Origin of the sequence: Sphingomonas sp. SORGH_AS_0438, from assembly GCF_031453475.1 — a bacterium.
Classification (GTDB): domain Bacteria; phylum Pseudomonadota; class Alphaproteobacteria; order Sphingomonadales; family Sphingomonadaceae; genus Sphingomonas.
Map to the genome: position 1 here is coordinate 16,462 of NZ_JAVIZS010000003.1, position 17,525 is coordinate 33,986.

Below are 17,525 nucleotides of genomic sequence, written 5' to 3' on the forward strand. Positions count from 1 at the left end.
TGCTCCGTTGACGGAGCGAAGCGTCGAAAACCTTGGTCAGAAAGACCGATCGACGAGCAATCGGCGATAGATGGCGAGATTGGCCAGTGCGAAGTCCCGCCAGTCGAGTTCGGCTGCGCGGGCCAGACCGGCGTTGCGCATGACCGCCGCCCGGGCGGGCGATTGTACGACCGCCAGCAATCCGCTGGCGATCGAAGCGATGTCGCATGGATCGGCGAGCACGGCCGCGCCCCCGGCCACTTCGGGCATGGAAGAAACATTGCTGGTGACGACCGGGCAGCCACAGGCCATCGCCTCCGCCACGGGATTGCCGAACCCTTCGCAAAGGGACGGGTGGAGCAGGACCTGCGCTGCACCGTAAAGCGTTATCAATTGCGCGTCGTCCACGGTCGGCAGAAAGCGGATCCGATCCGCCACGCCCAGCGCCTTGGCCAGCACGTTCAGCTTGGCCCGGCCCGCCCCCTGGCGTTGCACGAAGACCAGCTCGATCGGGGCATCGCCGGGGAAGGCGGCGGCAAAGCCACGCAGCGCGCCTTCATGATTCTTGTACGGCGCATCCTGTCCGATCGTCAGGACAAAGGGCTTGCCGGGCGTCAGGCCCAGGCCGGCCAGGACGGCGGGATCGGGCGGCAGGGGGCGGAAGTGCGGCGCCACGCCGGACGCGGTGACGCTCGTCCGCGCCGCGGCGGGCGGATGATAGTGCGCGATCTCTCTCGCGGTGGCGGCGCTGATCGCCGCGATGGCATCGGCGTGGCGGATCGCGCGCTTCAAGCCGTGACCATAGAAGTGGCGCTCCACCACCCCGCGCAGGCCGGTGCGGCACCAGGACGGCCGGGTCAGGCGCATGATGTCGTGGATGGTCACGACGCACGGCATCGTCAGCCCGGCGGGCATGATGTTGAAGGTTGCGTGAAACAGGTCCACGCGAGAGAGATCGGCGACCTCGGGCAACCACCACAGCGTCGCCGGTCCGTTGGCGGCCTGCCGCACCACCTGTTCGATGACGTTGGCGGCATCGCTCAACGGCCCGCCATGCGCCGGATGACGCAGCAGCAGGAACCGCCAATCCGGTGCGAGCGCCGGCAGATGGTCGATCAGCCGCCGCACCACCTCCGCGATGCCGCTGGGGCGTGGTCCGATATAGCGGCAGTCGATGCAGATCGTGGGCGTGGAACGGCCGCGCGCGATCATGGCAAGGCGTTGTTGATGCCGGTCACCGAGAAGGCGGCGCTGGAGACGATGCTGAGGAACTTCTGAAGGTCCGCGATCGGCGCGTTCGAGACGTAGAGCACATCCTTGTCGCGGATCGCGAAGTCCTGCGCGGCGAACAACGAGGTCGCCTGGCCCAGGTCGAGGCGGTAGACCACGGGGACCAGTCCATCGGCGGTGCGGCGCGCCGTGGTGGCGACGTCCTGCGGCAGCGCTTCGGGATGTTCGAGGCGGAAGACGAAGACCCCGCGAACATTGGCACGGTCGTCGCGCAGGCCGCCGACACGGCCGAGAGCCTGGGCCAGAGAAATGCCGCCGCCCTCGAACGGGACCTCCGCATTCTGGCCGACCGCCCCCAGGGCGATGAAGCTATAGGGTTGGAAGATCGCGGTGACGATGTCGCCGGGTTGGACGGTGACGTTCTGCGCGGGGTCGCGGACGATGGCGTCGAGCGGCATGGCGGCCGTGCGGGTGCCGCGCGTGAGCTGGATGGTGGTCTTGGCGACCGGCTGGCGTGATCCGCCGGCTGCGGCGAGGACATCGAGCAGCCGTTCGCCGCGCGGCGTGAGCGGCAGGCGGCGGGTTGCGCCGACCTCGCCCATCACGGTCATCGCCCGGCTGTCGTTCTGCGCGAGGCGGACGATCGCCTGTGGGCTGTGGGCGCGGCCGGCGAGCCGGGCGACGATCATGCGGCCGACATCCTGCGGGGTGCGGCCACGGACCATGACGGTCCCGACAAAGGGGATGGTGACGGTGCCGTCCTCGCCGACCACCTGCTGCGGTATGCCGGCACTCTGCGCGAGGGAATTGCCGATGCTGGCGCCGGGGGCCGTGGCGCCGAACAGCACCGCTGGCGGCGCTTCCCAGATCGCGATGTCGAGTACGTCGCCCGTCCCGATCAGGGTACCGGCGGCAGGGGCCATGCCGAAGATATCGGCGAAGCGCTGCGACCGGGCATAGCTGGCGGTGCGGTGGCCTGCGGCTTCGTCCAGCGGCAGGACCGTTATGCCGCGTTCGGCAGCGGGGGCGCGGTCCGCGCGCTTGATCGCGCCGACGCTGGGCCCCGAGGCGCTCATCGTGGAGCAGCCGGCGAGCAGCGCGGTGGACAGAAGGGCGGCAAGCCGCAGCGACGGGGCAGGCATCACAGGAACCTTTGATAAAGCGCGGCGAGCCGGGCACGGTAACGGTCGGGGGAAAAGAGCGCGGCCTGCGCCAGGCCACGGCGGCTGAGGTCGTCCCGCAGTCCCGCATCCGCATCGAGCGCACGCAGGCCCGCGGTGATCGTCGCGGTGTCATAGGGGTCGACCGCGATCGCGGCGTCGCCGGCGACCTCGGGCAGCGAGGAGGTGTTGGAGCAGAGGACCGGCGTACCGAGCATCATCGCCTCCAGCACCGGCAGGCCGAACCCCTCATAGAGCGACGGGAAGACGGCCGCCTTGGCGCCGCGGATCAAGCTGACGAGCAGGCTGAAGGGGGCATAGGGCAGGACGATGATCCGGCCGCGCCGAACATCGCCCTTTGCGGGCTTGCCGTTGGTGAAGGCGTCGAGCAGGCGCAGTTCGTTCTCCGCCCGCCATGCACGGGCGCCGACGATGACGAGCGGGGTGGTGAGCCCGCTGGCCAGATAGGCCTCGACGATGCGACCGACATTCTTCTTGGGCTCGATGGAGCCCCAGAACAGGAAATAGCCCTTGTACGCCGCGCCGATCGCGCCCTCCACCTCCCGGGCGACCTGTTCTTCGGGAAGGTCGCGGAGCCGGACCGGAATGTCGACCGACTGATAGGTGTTGGTGACGCGGTCGGGTGCGATGCCGGTCAGGTCGATGATGTCGCGGCGCGAACATTCGGAGACGGTGACGATATGGTCGGCGGTCTTCACCAGCCGCCGGATCAGGCCGAGATAGCGCCGCTTGTTGTCGAGCGTGGTGTAGGGCAGCCGCAGCGGCACCAGGTCGTGCAGCGTGTAGAGGTTCGCCGCGCCGGGGACATGCAGGGGAAGCGGATAGGTCCAGTGCGCCAGGTCCGGCGCGGCCGGCAGGCGGACCGGCGTGCTCAGCCCCCAGGTGTTGAAGCGGCCATTGGCGCGACGGAACAGGTTGGGCGCATTGTAGAGCGTATCATGATGGGGCAAACGCGCGGCGAACTGGCGTGTGATGACCCGTCCGCTGACCTCAATCTCCTCCGCCAGCGAGGGGCGGGGCGAGACGATGCCGGCGATATCGCGCAGCGGGCGGCGACGCGAACCGCCATCACCGTCGAAGAAGGCGATCTCGCGTAGCAGCGGATTGCGCGGCGACGGAAGGCGGTCGCCGTAGAGTACGGACGTGCGATGGCCGAGTTGCCCGACCTCATGGCTGAGATTGCGGGCATAGGTGGCGACGCCCGTCCCCTTCTCCAGCCCCAGATTATATCCGTCGATCAGGACATGCTTCATTGGTGCAACGCTTCTCGGGTTTGGGGCCAGTCGCCAAAGGCGCCAGCGGCGCGCGCCAGCGGCCAGGCCGGCTCGTCGGCCATGCGGGCGACCATGTCGGCCGCTTCGGCGGGCGGGAGATGCGCGAAGGCAAGGACACCGATCGCCTCACCATGCGAATGGTCGGTCGATGCGACGACCTCGTCCTGCGGCATATGGAAGCGAGGGTCGGCGATCATCGCGGCGGCCAGCGCATCGCAGCTGCCATGGCGCCGGAGCAGCGCCAGCGCCTCCGCGTCGTCGGGCATCACACCGTGCCAGAGCAGCCACGCCAGCGCCTCCACATCGGGGCGGCCCGGCGTCTGGATGGCCGCATCGCCTTTCCGATAGGGATGGATCGGCCAGCGGTCGGGATCGTCGCCGGCCTGCGCGATCACGAAGCGAAGATGCTCGACGACATCGGCGGCCGGCTCACCCATCGCGCAGGCGGTGCGATAGGCGAGTTCGGCGCGTGCGAAATGGCCGCCTTCCTTGGCGACATGGCCGAGCTGCACCCAATAGGACCGCTGATAGGGATGGAGCGCGAGCGCGGCGGTGTAGCGTTCCTCCGCGACGGCCCAATGGCCGGCGTCGCGGCTCCAGTCGCCCTCGCGCACCGCCATGCGGAAACGTTCGTCACCCAGCGCGCGATGCTGCGCGACTTCCACCAGCGCGGCGCGATCCGGGGCGGCGGTGCGGTCGATGGCGGGCGGCGCGGAAAGGCCGATCACCTCACGAAACCGGTCATAGGCGAGGTCGAAATCGTCGAACAGCGACAGCTTGCCGCCGTGGAGCAGGGCGAAGCGGTTGCAATGGTCGCGCAGATATCCCGGATCATGCGAAATGAGCACCATCGCCCGGTCGCCGCGCTTGCCAAAGAGTTCGTGATTGCAACGATCGTGGAAGCGCGCGTCGCCGACCGCGCCGATCTCGTCGATCAGGAAACAGTCGAATTCGATGATCATCGAAATCGCGAAGGCGAGCCGCGCCCGCATGCCCGACGAATAGCTGCGCACCGGCTCGCGCAGATAGGTGCCGAGTTCGGAGAAGTCCGCCACGAAGGCGAGGTTGCGCTGGAAATCCTGCGCATAGATCCGGCTGATGAAGCGGATATTGTCGATACCCGACAGCGTCGGCTGGAACGCCCCGCCAAAGGCCAGCGGCCAGGACACCGACATGTGCCGCTCGACCGTGCCCGAGGTCGGCCGCTCGGCACCGCTGATCAGGCGGACCATCGTCGACTTGCCCGCACCGTTCCGGCCCAGCACGCCGAGATGCTCGCCCCGATGCAGGTCGAAGCCGACCCCGTCGAGCACGACATTGTCGCCCGAACGGGTGTGGTAGACCTTGCGGACGTTGTTCAGCCGGATCATTCCGGCACCACCCGCCGCGCGACCCATTGCGTGGTGCCCAGGGCGATAAAGGTCAGCACGAGGCAGAAGGGAATGACGTAGCCCAGATCGTAATGGGCATGGATGCGATTGCCGAAATAGCCCTCGCGCACGATCTCGGTGCCGTGGACCATCGGGATGTAGAGCACGTATTTCTGCGCGGCGGCCGGCAGCGCGTCGACCAGAAAGGCCGATCCCGACAGCGGGAAGATCAGGTACGAGGCCGGGTGCCACAGCTTGTCGACCAGTTCGCTCTGGTGGCTGAGCGCGCCGAGGGTGATCGCCAGCACCGAGCCGAACCAGGCGATCAGCAGCCAGCCGCCGACCACTTCCAGGATGTTGCGCGGCGGGTCGATCCAGCCGAGCGTGATGAACAGCACGCTCAATCCGGCGAACGACATGGTAGCACCGCCGAATTCCAGCGCTACGCGCGCGACATAGATGTCGAGCACGCGGATGTTGCGGTGGTAGAGCAGCGACAGGTTGCTCCACAGCGCGCCGATGCAGCGGCCCGGCATGTTGCGCCACAAGAGCACGCTGGAATAGCCGGTCAGCGCAAAGGCCACGATCGGCAGGTTGCTGCCATGATAGGCCTTGGCCGCCGTCCACAGGGCCGCGACGCCGAGCGTGAACAGCATCGGTTCGACGAACAGCCAGAGGAAGCCGATATTGTGGCGCCCGTAGCGGGTCAGCATCTCACGCAGCAGCAGCGCCCAGAGGACGCGCCCCTGCACCCGCAGGCTGTGGCGGAGCGACGGGCCGGCGGAAGTGGTCATCCCTCGCGATGCTCGCGGATGCCGGCGAACAGCACGGAGGCGATGCCCCAGGCGAGCAGCCCGAGCACCAGCACCGCCAGCACGCCGCCCAGGCGACGCGGGCGGATGGGATAATCGGGCAGGCTGGGTGACGAGATCCGCTCGACATAGGCGCGCTTGCGCCGCGCCTCGGCATGCGCATCCTGCAACGACATCAGCGCCGCGGCGAGTTGCTTGCCGGCAAGCTCGCTGTCGAGCAGGAGCACCTGATAGCGCGCGCCCGCTGCCGACAGCGAATTGCGCCCGCCGGCGACCCCCGATCGGCGGCCTGCGATCTCGCGCTGCAGGGTCGCGACCTGGCTCCGCAGATAGGGGATTTGCGGCGCGGCCGGCGTGAACTGTTCCATCTGCTGGAGCTGGGTGCGGACGGTGACGAGGTCGTCTTCCAGCTTGGCGATGCCCTGGAGACGGGACTCGGCCTCCTTCTCGGGGTCGACGATGCCGGCGCGGTTGCGATAGCTGGCGAGCGCGACCGCCGCATCCCGGGCACGGCGCTGCGCGGTGCGTGCGTCATCCTCGGCGACCGCGACCGCGTCGGTGCGTGCGCGGCTGGAGAGGCGATTGACCAGCGCTTCCGACTGCTGAAGCAGCCGCTCGTTGATCGCGCGCGCCTGAACCGGATCGAAGGCGCTGACGCTCAGATGAAGGACCTGCGTCGTCGGATCGGGCTCCACCTCGACCTTGCCGAGATAATAGTCGAAAAACCGCTCGCGATTGCGGGGCAGGAGACCGCCGAACCGGTCAAACACGAAGACCGAGCCCGCCGTGTAGGCGCGGGTCAGAAGGCCGTTCCGATCGGCATCCGCCAGGGCGCTGCGCGACTCGAGATATTCGACGACGGCATTGCTCTCTTCGCTGGCGCCGGCGAGGCCGCTGCCGCTGAGCACCTGGCCGAGCGAGGTGGGCGCCGCCCTGCTCGGGCTACGCACCACGAAGCGCGCCTCCGACACGTACACGTTGCTGGCGAAGAAGGCGAAATAGAGGAATGCGACGAAGGTCGGGACGATGACCAGCGTGAGGAACAGGGGCGAGGGGCGCGGTAGGCGGAACGACACGGATCAGACTTCCACGTTGAGGCTGCGGCGACGGCGCGCCGAATCGATGGGCGGCGTGCCGCTGATTGCCGCCAACCAAGGCGTGATCGTGGCGAAATGCTCCTCCCAGCGCGGCGGGCAATAGCCGTGCAGCGCATCGATGCGCCGCTGCCTCTGGCCCCTGGCGGGATCGAACGCTTCGATGCGATCTGCCCAGGCATCGGCATCATGGGGATCGAGCAGGCAGGGGATACCCTGGCCGACTTCGCGAAAACAGGGCAGGTCGCTGGCGATCACCGGTATGCCGAGCGTCAGTGCCTCGGCCATCGGCAACCCGAAGCCTTCCGCCAGCGAGGGCATCAGCATCGTGCGGGCACCGGCCATCAGCGACGCGAGTGTCGCATCGTCGCAATCGTCGAGGATGCGGATGAGGCCGTCCGTCATGCCCGATGCGTCCAGTGCAGAGCGGAAATCCTCTGATCCCCATCCCCAGCGACCGACGATCACCAGGCGCGGGGTCGCCGCTCCCAGACGGGCATGAAGCTGCTGCCAGACGCGCAGCAGCAGCCGGTGGTTCTTGCGACTCTCGATCGTGCCGACGCAGAGGAAATAGTCGTCACCGCCGGTCGCCTGGGCGCTGTCCGGCTTCAGATCCGCTCCGGCCAGCGGAGCCACCACGACCGGCGGTACGGGGAGACGATGGCGGGCGGCGTGATCGTGCAGGTCGCGCGCCACTGCGTGACTGCCGACGACGATCCCCGATCCCTGCGTCAGGGCCGCCGTCACGCGGCCGGTATGCCGGGCGACGGCATGGGGGCGGCAGTGTTCGGGATGCAGGACGGGGATGAGGTCGTGCACCAGATAGATCGGGCGCAATCCATGCCGTGCGATCCACTCCCCATGGGCGGGAAGGTCGAAATCGGTATGGGTGACATTGAGGTAGAGGCTGCCCGGCTGCGGGCGCAAGGGGGCCGCCAGGGCGGCGGCCAGGTGCGCGGCGATGCGCGGGCGGGTGGAGGGTCCGCCCTGGACGAGGAGATTGAACAGGTGTCGCGACGCACCGGCCCCGATGACCCGGATGACGCCGCGATGCTGCACCACGGCGCGGGCGATGCCGGCGAAATGCCGCACATAGGCAAGGCAGACCCGGTCGATCCCGTTCGGCTGCCGGCCGGTCCAGCGCAATTCGATCAAGCGCGTCACGTCGAGCAGGACGGGGGCGGCATTCGGATCGGCGAAAGGGGGGCAGTGGCCGTGCATCCTTCCTCAGACGGAGGCGTGGCGGCCCAGCCTTGGCGGGATGCGTCGATTTCAGGGAGAATAATGAAGCGGTCGTCAGTGTCTTATGGCGACGACGCTGGGATCGTGAGGTTAGCGCACTTGGGTTTCCACCCCTGTGGAACGGCATGTCAGAACCGCGTATTCAATCCGATCCGGATCGTACGCGGGCGCAGCGGAGTGACCTGGTCGCGGCCGGTGGCGAAGGGGGTGCCGAGCGCGAAGCGGTTGCCGCGGGTGTTGGTAAGGTTGCTCACGCCGGTGCTGACGCCGAAGCGGGTGAAATCCAGCCGTGCGGTGATTTCGGTATCGAGATAGTCGCCCTGGCGCTGGCCGAGCACTGGCCCCACGCCCAGGCGCGACGAGCCGATATAGCGCGCCCAGCCATCCAGGGTCAGCTCGGCGTCGCCGAGACTGCGGGTATAGATCGCGCCGATCCGGCCAGTGAAGCGCGCGATGTTCGGAATCTGTTCGAGACGCGCGAGCGCTAGGGCGCGAGCGCTGACGCCCGGCGGGGGATGGGGTGGCAAGGCCAGCGCGATCAACGCCTTGGAGGGCTCTTCGATCTGACCATCATTATAGGTCGCGCCGCCCTCGATCCGCAGCCCCGGCAGCGGCCGAACGCCGCCCGCCAGCTCGACCGTCCAGAGGCGGCCATTGCCGATATTGGCAGTGCTGGGCAGACCGGAGCCATCGATGAAATCCGCCTGGATGTCGCGCCATGCCGCCCGCGCGATCGTTGCGCTCAGTTCGATGCGGCGCGCGCTGTGGCGGATGCCCGCCTCGATCGTGGCGACCCGGTCGTTGCGGAACTCGCGAACGAAGTCGGATTCGATCGCGAGGCCACCGGGCCGAAACCCCTGCTGGTAGCGCACGAACAGCTTCGACCCGGTCGCGAGGTCGACGAGCAGCGAGGCCGCGGGAAGAACGATCGTCTGCGACCGGCGCGCGGTCGCGTCGTCGCGCTCCGCAGCGACGATCGGGGACACGTCCGCGCCGCGCCCCTTCAGCGTGGACCGGGTGGCACGCAATCCGGCCGTGGCGAGCAGGCCGGGAAGGAGGCGGATACTGCCCTCGCCATAGGCGGTCCATTCGGTCACGCCGTTGATCACCCCGGTCGCCGGCAGGGGCCGATCGGGGGCGCCGATCAGGCGGCGCAGCAAGGTGCGATTGTGGAGGTAGCTGATCCCGCCCAGCCAGCCCGAGCCGTCTGCCCCACTCCGCCAGATGCGCGTTTCATTCGCCTCCATGCGCGTCTGGTTGATCTGCACGAACACCCGCCGGGGGCCGCCGGCCCGGGTCGCATCATAGCGCTCCAGCAGATCATGCGAGGTGATGCCGCTGGTGGAGCGCAGATGGACGTCACCGATCGTGCCGGAGAGAATGGCCTGCACCTGGCCGTAATCCGAGCGGAAACCCTCGGTCACCGCGGCGAGGCGGGAGAGCGGCGGACCGCTACGGTCGGCATATTGGCTGTCCGCGCCGCGGATACGCTGGCCGATGCCGACGAGCTCGGCATTCCAGTCCGGTCCCAGTGCAAGATGCGCGGTCGCTCGCCCGCCCCAGATGCGGGTCTGGTTGACATCGGTGCGACCGAGCAACGGCTTGTCGATATAGCCTCCCTCCGAGGCCGCATTGGCGACCAGTCGCACGGCGAGCCGATCCGTGACGATGGGCGCGTTGAGCACGGCTTGCGTATCCAGGCCCGGCTGACCGTGCTCGGTCGCCGAGCTTCCTACGGCCACCGAGCCGCTGGTGACGGAAAGGTCGACCGGGTTAGGCACCAGGCGGATGATGCCGCCAAGCGAGCCGGCGCCATAGAGCGTGCCCTGCGGTCCCTCCAGCACCTCTACAGCGGCAAGATCGGCGAGCCGCAGGTCCGGGTCCGGCGCATTGTAGCTGAGGCGCAGGTCGCCATAATATTGGCCGACGGTCGCCTGGGTCGGACCGGTGAAGCTGGAATCGGCGATGCCGCGGATGAACAGCTTGTTGCGGCCGGCGCCGAGATAGGTGGAGGTGACGCTGGTAAGCCGCTGGACGAGCCGCTCCGTGCCGCCAGTACCACCGCGTTCCAGTTCGATGCCCGGCACACGCGCGACCTGGCCGGCGAACTGGTCGCGGCTGGTGTCGCGTTTGCTGGCGACGACGAGGATGTCGGGACCAGGGGCCGTCTCTGCCGGCGACGGGGCGATGCGCACCGGCTGGCGTCGCGGCCGCCGGGGCGGGGTTGCGGCAGCGTTCAGCCGCCAACCGACCCCGCCTACGGGCTGGACGGTCGCGCGAGCACGGGCGGCGATGCGTCCCAGCGCCGCCTCCACCGTCATCCGGCCATGCAGGGCGGGGAGGGGTCGGGCCCACAAGCCGGCATCGGGTACGACGATGCTGGTCCGTGCCTGACGGCCGAGCGCGGTCACCTGCTGGCCGACCGTGCCGGCCGGCAGGTCGACGGGCAAGGTCTGCGCCGCTGCTGCCGGGGTTATGGCGAACGCTGCAACCGTGGAGAGCCTTCGCGGGATGATGCTCAACGGCGCTCGTCCAATATCCAATCGCTACCGTTGCGCCGCACCTCGACACCCAGCAGGACACCCAGAGCGACGGGATCGTCGCGAAGCCCCCGCATCTCCAGCGTGCCGTTGAAGGTGCGCGCGGCGACCGCCGGGGTGGTGGTGATCCGCAGGCCAAGCTGCCGCGACAGGTCGGCCGCCACGTCGCGTAACGCCGCATCGTCATAGGCAAGATGGCCTTCGCGCCAGGCACCGACCTCCGTCGCATCCTGCCGGCCGCGCCGCAACTGCCCGTCGACCTCGGTCACCGACTGACCCGGTTCGAGCCGCAGCTTGGCGCCCTGCGGGTCGACCAATACCGCGCCCTCCGCCACCACGACATGCGTTTGATCGCCGAGCAGACGCACGTCGAACACGGTGCCGAGGTCGGTGAGGTCAAGGTCGCCGGCCCGTACGCGGAATGGATCGGCCGCATCGTGGCGGACGCGGAACAGCGCCTGGCCAGTAAGAACCGTGGCGCTGCGCGGGTGGGCAGGGTCGAGTTGGACCCGCGACCCGCCCGCCATCACGATATTGCTGCCGTCGGCGAGGCGGATGACGCGCTGCTCGCCTGCCGTCGTGGCGACCATGTAGCTGCGGTCGCGCTCATGCCAGACGCCAAGACCGATCACACCGATCAGCGCAGCCGCCATGGCACCGCCTATCCAGTGACGTCGCGTCGGTCGCGACGAAGACGTTTCGTAAGTGGTAGCGGGGGGTGGCGCCTGTCTGCGTACCATCTCGGTCGCGGCCTCCAGCGAGGAGACCGCATGGTCATAGCGGGTCGACCGTCTCGGGTCCGCCTCCAGCCATGCCAGAAATTCATCCCAATCCGCCGTCGGTTCGGCCATGCGCAGCGCCCAGTCGAGCGCCTCGGCATCGATCGGCTCGTAAGCGCCGTTCCCGCCGGATGCGCTCATCGAATGGCATCCTTCAGCGTGGTGAGCGCACGGGCGGCCTCGCGCAGGTCGGCTTCGACGGTACTGAGGCTGACGCCGAATTCCACCGCCACGGCGCGCTGCTCGACGCCGTCGATGCGAACCCGGCGGAAGACCCCCGCCTTGCGCTCACCCAATGCGTCCAAAGCTGCAACGACCCGTGCCGCCTCCTGGCGTGCGCCGACTTCGCGCTCTGGCGTCGGCATCACGACATTCTCGTCGTGCCGATCCGCCTCCCAGGCCTGCTCGCGTTTCTCGGCCTGACTAAGCGAGCGGTAGCGGTCGATCATCAGGCGGTCCGCGGCGCGGTGGAGATAGGCGACCGGATTGGCGATCGGGCCATCGGAACGGGTGGAGATGGTCACCCACAGGTCATGGACCAGATCTTCGGCGGCATCCCCCGCACCGCGCGCCCGCAGAAATCGGACGAGGCGGTCACGGTTTTCCAGGTAGACGAGTTCCAATCCGCTGGGCGGCATGTCCTGACGCGTCATCCATTGTGGCCGATTCAGCCTCATAATAGGGTGAGCGCCGGTAAAGAAAGATGCTTCTTCGCCATGCGGGATTGGTCGGTCCGATCGACAGGCGAGTCGACGCCCTGCGAGATGGATGCAGCCGGCACCCGGACGCTGGTTGTCGAGACGGATGTCGATGGCAAGCATATCTGGGTAGACGGAGACTTGGCTCGTCAGCCTTGCTTGAATCATCAAAGGAACCCGGCCTCGATCATGACGAGCCCCGATCCTGGCATGGCCGGCACAGGCTCGTCTAGCGATCTGCACCGGCCGGACCAGGCGGGGCGAGGCGCAGGACGGCATAGCCGGTCAGGGCCGACAGCGTCGAACCCAACAGGATGCCGATCTTCGCATCCTCGACGAGCCGGGGCGCGGCCGGGAAGGCGAGGGCCCCGATGAACAGGCTCATGGTGAAACCGATCCCGCAAAGCAGGATGACACCATAGGTCTGCATGGGACTGGCCCCCGCCGGGCTCGCAAAGAGCTGCCATCGCGTGCCCAATCGAAGCGCGCCGAAAATGCCGAGCTGTTTGCCGAGGAACAGCCCGGCCGCGACGCCGAGCGGCAGCGGGGCGATAACCGCCGACACTCCGATCCCGGTCAGCGACACGCCGGCATTGGCGAAGCCGAACAACGGTACGATCAACAGCCCGACCAGCGGGGCCAACGCATGTTCCAGACGGTGCAGTGGGGCGCTGGCGCCGGCACCGCGGGACCGCAGGGGGATGGCGGTCGCGGCGAGGACACCGGCAATCGTCGCATGAACCCCGGACAGCAGCACGGCATACCAGAGCAGCACCGCGAGAAGGAGATAGGGGGCCAGCCTGTCGACCCCGCGCCGACGCAGGAGGTGCATCGCCCCGAACAGGCCCATTGCCGCCAGGATCGCCGGGAGGTCGATCGACGCGGTGTAGAACAGGGCGATGATCGCGACCGCGCCGAGGTCGTCGACGATCGCGACGGACATCAGGAACAGCTTCAGCGATGGCGGCACCCGGTCGCCGAGCAGCGCCAGGACGCCGAGCGCAAAGGCGATATCGGTCGCGGCCGGGATCGCCCATCCGCCGCGCAGCATCGGGTCGGACCCGGCCACCAGCAGATAGACCAGGGCCGGAGCCGCCATGCCGGCCGCAGCCGCGACCGTAGGCAGGGTCCGCTCGGACCAGCGCGAAAGCCGACCTTCCAGAAACTCGCGCTTCAGCTCCAGGCCGACCAGCAGGAAGAACAGGGCCATGAGGCCGTCGTTGATCCAGAGATGCGGCGTCATCGGCCCCAGCCGATCCGACAGCGTCGGGCCGACCGCCCTGTGCAGCAGGTCATGATACAGATGCGGGCCGGGCAGGTTGGCCGCGATCATCGCGAAGAGCGCCGCTCCCATGAGAAGCAAGCCACCGGCCGCCTCGCTGCGCAGGACGGCGAAGCGAGCCTTGGCGGCATCGTCATGGGTCTGGTCGGCCATGCAAAGCCCCGCCTTTCGCTTTCACGCCGTCGAGCGTGCCATGCAGGTTGATGGAGGAACGTGATCGAGCATGACGGCCGGGCCGGCCGGCATCGCGGGGTACGTCGGTCCACTGTCTTAGCGGCCACGGTAGCGCGAGGACAATCGGAAGATGCATTGCCGCTTATAGATGGCCGCTATAAGCTTGCGGATGCCTCGCCTCCAGCAACTCCGCTATCTCGTGGCGGTCGCGGACACGCTCAGCTTCAGTCGTGCCGCGGATCAGTGCCGCGTGACCCAGCCCACCCTCAGCATGCAGCTGAAGGAACTGGAAGGCCGGCTGAACACGCAATTGGTGGAGCGGACCCGCGCGCGCGTGGTGCTGACGCCGGTCGGGGCCGAGATCGCGCGCCGCGCCCGTTTCATCCTGGCGGAGATCGAGGATATTCGGGAAATCGCCCGCCGGGACGATCCCGATGCGCTCCAGGGCACCTTGCAGATGGGCGTTCTCCAGACGATCGGCGGCTATGTGCTGTCGCTGGCGATGCCGGCATTGCGCGAGGCGTTCCCGCAGCTCCGCATCGTCGTGCGGGAGGATCGGCTGGAGCATCTGCCGGGCAGATTGTCCGACGGCACCCATGACGTGCTGTTGCTACCCCATGCCCCGAACCAGCCCGATTTCAGCTCTGCGCTGCTGATCCGGGAGCCGCTGCACCTGGTCATGCCCCGCGAGCATCCGCTCGCCGTCCATGACATCGTTCCGCCCGAGGCCTTGGCCGGGGAAACGATCCTGCTGATGGACCGCACGCCTCGGCTGCACGATCAGATAACCTCGCTATGCGCCGAATTCGGCGCGATCGAGGCGGATGATTTCGCGGGGACGACGCTCGACACGCTGCGTCTCATGGTCACGACCGGCATGGGATTATCGCTTCTCCCCGCCCTCTATGTCCGGTCGGACGTGTTGCGCGAGACGCTGATCGTGGCGCGGCCCCTGGCCACGCGGGCGCCCGTGCGCGACTTGACGATGGTCTGGCGGACCTCGTCACCGCGAGAGGCGACCTATCGCCGCCTCGCCGAGACGATCCGCACCTGCGTCCGGCCATGGGAGCAGCCGGACGGCGGTGGACAAGCGACGATCCCGCAGGCCTAGGTCCGCGCCCGCACCGGCTGACGGGAAGCGTGAGCGTGCAAGTCCGACGGACAGCGCGCCGATGCCCCAGCGCTGATGCGACCGGGCTGAACGAAACGGCGATGCCTCGACTGGAAGTAGGTCGGCTCGACCGCCTTATCGAAGCACCGCATCGGATATCCAAAAAAATGGGTTATACCTTAACATAACATTTCTTATCGAGCGCTATTTGCCGATGCGTTTCACACGCCGCATCGACCGTCAATCTCCTACTCTATCTCAAATTCAGCGACACGGCCTCGCGCTTGAACTCGTCCGTGAAACGACGCTTCGTTGTGCTCGCCATCAGAACACCTCCTGGCTACGCAGAGCCTGTCATCGGTGGCCGTCAAACCAGGGAATGATCAGACCCTCGCTTCGTCGCAGACGGCGAGGGCAAGGCCGGCGCGTCGCGACCGATCTCAGACCTGCCAGCCGCCACCCAGCGCGAGGAATAGCTGCACCTGGTCAGCCGATAGCCGGCTCTCCGCAGCGGCAAGCGCCTGTTCAGCGGTGATCGCCGTGCGTTGCGCGTCGAGGACCGGGAGGAAACCGGTCCGCCCGGCGCGGAACAAGGTCTCCGCGTCGCGCGCCGCCTTGGCGGCCTGGGCATCCGCGTCGCGCAGCGCGGCCGTACGGTCGAGGTCGCGGGCATAGACGGTCAGCGCGCTTTCCGTCTCGCGCAGAGCGTTCAACACCGTCCCATCGAACCGCGCGAACGCGGCATCGCTTTCCGCATTCGCGGCCGCGATCCGCGCGCGAACCCGCCCACGATTGGGGAATTGCCAGCTGATCAGCGGCCCCAGCGAGAATTTATACGTATCGCCCGACAGCGCCCGCTCGGCGAGGCCCACCGATCCGAGCGATGCGCCCAGCGAGACATGAGGATAGAGATCGCCGGTGGCGACCCCGATCCGCGCCGTCGCGGCGCGCAGTTCCAGTTCGGCGCGGCGCACATCGGGACGACGGCGTAGGAGCGACGCGCCATCGCCGATCGGGATCGGTCGCGTAAGCCGCGGCTCGGCGGCACAGGCGGCGACATCGCGGTCGAACTCGGCCGGCGGGCGACCGGTGAGCGTCGCCAGCCGATAGAGGGCGAGTTGCCGCGCCGCCCGCAGGCCCGGCATCGTCGCCCGCACCTGCGCCTCCTGCGTCGCCGATCGCGTGGCGTCGAGCGAGATGCCGCGACCGCCACGGACGAGCCGCCGGGTCAACGCCGTCGTCCGCGATTGCAGCGTCAGCGCGCGCTGCGCCACGCCGATCTCCCGCCCTGCCGAACAGGCATCGAGATAGGCGCGGGTCGTGTCGGCCGCGACGGTGACGCGGACGCCGTCATAGGCGGCCCGAGTCGCGGCGAGGTCGGCATCCGCCGCCTCGATCGCGCGGCGGACCTGGCCGACGAGATCGACCTGATAGGCAATGCCGGCGGTTGCCGAATAGACGAAGTTGCGCGGCAGCGGGGCACCGGGAAGCAGTTCCTCCTCCGTCGATCGCTGACCATAGCCGGGGGCGGCCTGCAGGGTCGCCTGCGGGCGGCGTCCTTCCTCCGCAATATCCACCGATGCCTGCGCCCGCGCGATATTGGCGGCAGCCACGCGCAGATCGGTGTTGGCCGCGAGCGCCTGCGTCACCAGACGGTCGAGCGTCGGATCCTGATACAGCCGCCACCATCGGTCCGGGACGGGCTGAAGCGCGGCGAAGGCCGCCTCGTTGCCCCCGGCGAAGGGCGCGGTGGCGCTCGGCCGGTCGATCACCGCCGTTGCGGGGCGGTGATAGTCCGGGCCGACCGTCGAACAGGCCGCGAGCAGACTGGTGCCGATCAGAGCGGCGGAACGACGCAGGGTCATGCGTGTGCTCCCGTGGCGCGCGGAAGTACCTCGACCGTGGCGGTGCGACCGACGACCAGTGTCTCGCCGGCGGGCATATGGTCGATCGCGATCCGCACCGGGATGCGTTGCGCCAGGCGGACCCAGCTGAATGTCGGATTGACGTTGGCGAGCAGGTTCGCGCCGGCGCTGCGATCGCGATCCTCGATCCCCCCGGCGATGCTCTGGACGTGACCGGCGATGACGCGGTCTTCCCCCATCAACCGCACCTGGACGGGATCGCCGACATGGATGCGGGGCAGCTTCGTTTCCTCGAAATAGCCGATGATGTGCAGCGATCCCCGGTCGATGATCGCGAACTCCGGATGGCCTGCGGTGGCATAGTCGCCGGGGCGCAGCTCGAAGTTGCTGACCGTACCGGCGACGCTCGCCCGCACCTCGGTCCGCGCGAGATTGAGCCGGGCCGTGGCGAGTGCGACGCGCGCCTGATCCAGCAGGGCGACGAGTTGCGCGACCTTGGCATCCCCCTGTTCGCGCACCTCCCCCGCGACGAGGTCGCCCAGCGCGCGGTTGCGCTGCGCCTCGCGCCGCGCCTGCGCCAGCTGGGCCATCTGCGACGCGACCGTCGCGGCCGCCTGCGACACCGCCAGCCGATAGCGCGGCGTGTCGACGCGGAACAGCGGCGTGCCGACGACGACCGTCTGGTTGTCGTGGACGAACACCTGCGTAACCAGGCCCGAGACGTCGGGTGCGACCTGGACGATATCGGCGCGCACGCGGCCGTCGCGGGTCCAGGGGTCCGTCTCGTAATGCGCCCAGAGGCGGCGGGCGGCGAACAGCGCCAGGGCCACGACGATCAGCGTCACGACGATGCGCGTCGCCAGGCGAAGGGAGGGTTGCAGGGTCATAAGCCTT

General features: G+C 68.4%; 14 protein-coding genes. 1 reads left to right on the forward strand and 13 read right to left on the reverse strand.

Translation table 11 applies throughout. The features are described 5' to 3' along the window. Positions 1-36: 36 nt before the first annotated feature. The 11 genes from QE452_RS18320 to nhaA form a co-directional block, all read right to left on the reverse strand. Positions 37-1,191: a glycosyltransferase family 1 protein gene (locus QE452_RS18320; RefSeq protein WP_309660346.1), complete on the reverse strand. Its 1,155-nt coding sequence runs from the start codon at positions 1,189-1,191 to the stop codon at positions 37-39. Then, entirely contained in the window at positions 1,188-2,351 is a 1,164-nt protein-coding gene (locus QE452_RS18325) for a polysaccharide biosynthesis/export family protein (RefSeq protein ID WP_309660345.1), read from the reverse strand. The genes QE452_RS18320 and QE452_RS18325 overlap by 4 nt, the downstream gene beginning before the upstream one ends. Further along, complete coding sequence (locus QE452_RS18330) at positions 2,351-3,643, reverse strand: glycosyltransferase family 1 protein (RefSeq protein WP_309660344.1); 1,293 nt, start codon at positions 3,641-3,643, stop codon at positions 2,351-2,353. The genes QE452_RS18325 and QE452_RS18330 overlap by 1 nt, the downstream gene beginning before the upstream one ends. Beyond that, positions 3,640-5,034: an ABC transporter ATP-binding protein gene (locus QE452_RS18335; protein ID WP_309660343.1), complete on the reverse strand. Its 1,395-nt coding sequence runs from the start codon at positions 5,032-5,034 to the stop codon at positions 3,640-3,642. The genes QE452_RS18330 and QE452_RS18335 overlap by 4 nt, the downstream gene beginning before the upstream one ends. Further along, the gene (locus tag QE452_RS18340; protein WP_309660342.1) at positions 5,031-5,828 is read right to left on the reverse strand and encodes an ABC transporter permease; all 798 of its coding nucleotides are present in this window, start codon (positions 5,826-5,828) and stop codon (positions 5,031-5,033) included. The genes QE452_RS18335 and QE452_RS18340 overlap by 4 nt, the downstream gene beginning before the upstream one ends. Next, positions 5,825-6,922 (reverse strand): hypothetical protein, encoded by a 1,098-nt coding sequence (locus QE452_RS18345; RefSeq protein ID WP_309660341.1) that lies wholly within the window; start codon positions 6,920-6,922, stop codon positions 5,825-5,827. The genes QE452_RS18340 and QE452_RS18345 overlap by 4 nt, the downstream gene beginning before the upstream one ends. A gap of 3 nt (positions 6,923-6,925) precedes the next feature. Continuing rightward, positions 6,926-8,161 carry a glycosyltransferase family 1 protein gene (locus tag QE452_RS18350; protein WP_309660340.1) on the reverse strand — a complete coding sequence of 412 codons (1,236 nt, stop codon included), beginning with the start codon at positions 8,159-8,161 and terminating at the stop codon, positions 6,926-6,928. A 149-nt stretch (positions 8,162-8,310) separates the two neighbouring features. Next, complete coding sequence (locus QE452_RS18355; protein WP_309660339.1) at positions 8,311-10,632, reverse strand: TonB-dependent receptor; 2,322 nt, start codon at positions 10,630-10,632, stop codon at positions 8,311-8,313. A gap of 68 nt (positions 10,633-10,700) precedes the next feature. Further along, positions 10,701-11,642 carry a FecR domain-containing protein gene (locus tag QE452_RS18360; RefSeq protein WP_309660338.1) on the reverse strand — a complete coding sequence of 314 codons (942 nt, stop codon included), beginning with the start codon at positions 11,640-11,642 and terminating at the stop codon, positions 10,701-10,703. After that, positions 11,639-12,154, reverse strand: coding sequence for an RNA polymerase sigma factor (locus tag QE452_RS18365; protein WP_309660337.1), 516 nt, complete (start codon positions 12,152-12,154; stop codon positions 11,639-11,641). Before QE452_RS18365 ends, QE452_RS18360 begins: the two co-directional genes overlap by 4 nt. Before the next feature lie 274 nt (positions 12,155-12,428). Further along, positions 12,429-13,634, reverse strand: coding sequence for a Na+/H+ antiporter NhaA (gene nhaA, locus QE452_RS18370; RefSeq protein WP_309660336.1), 1,206 nt, complete (start codon positions 13,632-13,634; stop codon positions 12,429-12,431). A gap of 190 nt (positions 13,635-13,824) precedes the next feature. Here nhaA and QE452_RS18375 point away from each other — a divergent pair, with 190 nt between their 5' ends. Continuing rightward, positions 13,825-14,766 carry a hydrogen peroxide-inducible genes activator gene (locus QE452_RS18375; protein WP_309730672.1) on the forward strand — a complete coding sequence of 314 codons (942 nt, stop codon included), beginning with the start codon at positions 13,825-13,827 and terminating at the stop codon, positions 14,764-14,766. A 440-nt stretch (positions 14,767-15,206) separates the two neighbouring features. Here the strand turns inward: QE452_RS18375 and QE452_RS18380 are convergent, their stop codons facing one another. Then, positions 15,207-16,631 (reverse strand): efflux transporter outer membrane subunit, encoded by a 1,425-nt coding sequence (locus QE452_RS18380; protein WP_309730675.1) that lies wholly within the window; start codon positions 16,629-16,631, stop codon positions 15,207-15,209. Continuing rightward, a complete protein-coding gene (locus QE452_RS18385; protein ID WP_309660333.1) occupies positions 16,628-17,518 on the reverse strand; it encodes an HlyD family secretion protein in 891 nt (296 codons plus the stop codon). The genes QE452_RS18380 and QE452_RS18385 overlap by 4 nt, the downstream gene beginning before the upstream one ends. Positions 17,519-17,525: the final 7 nt, after the last annotated feature.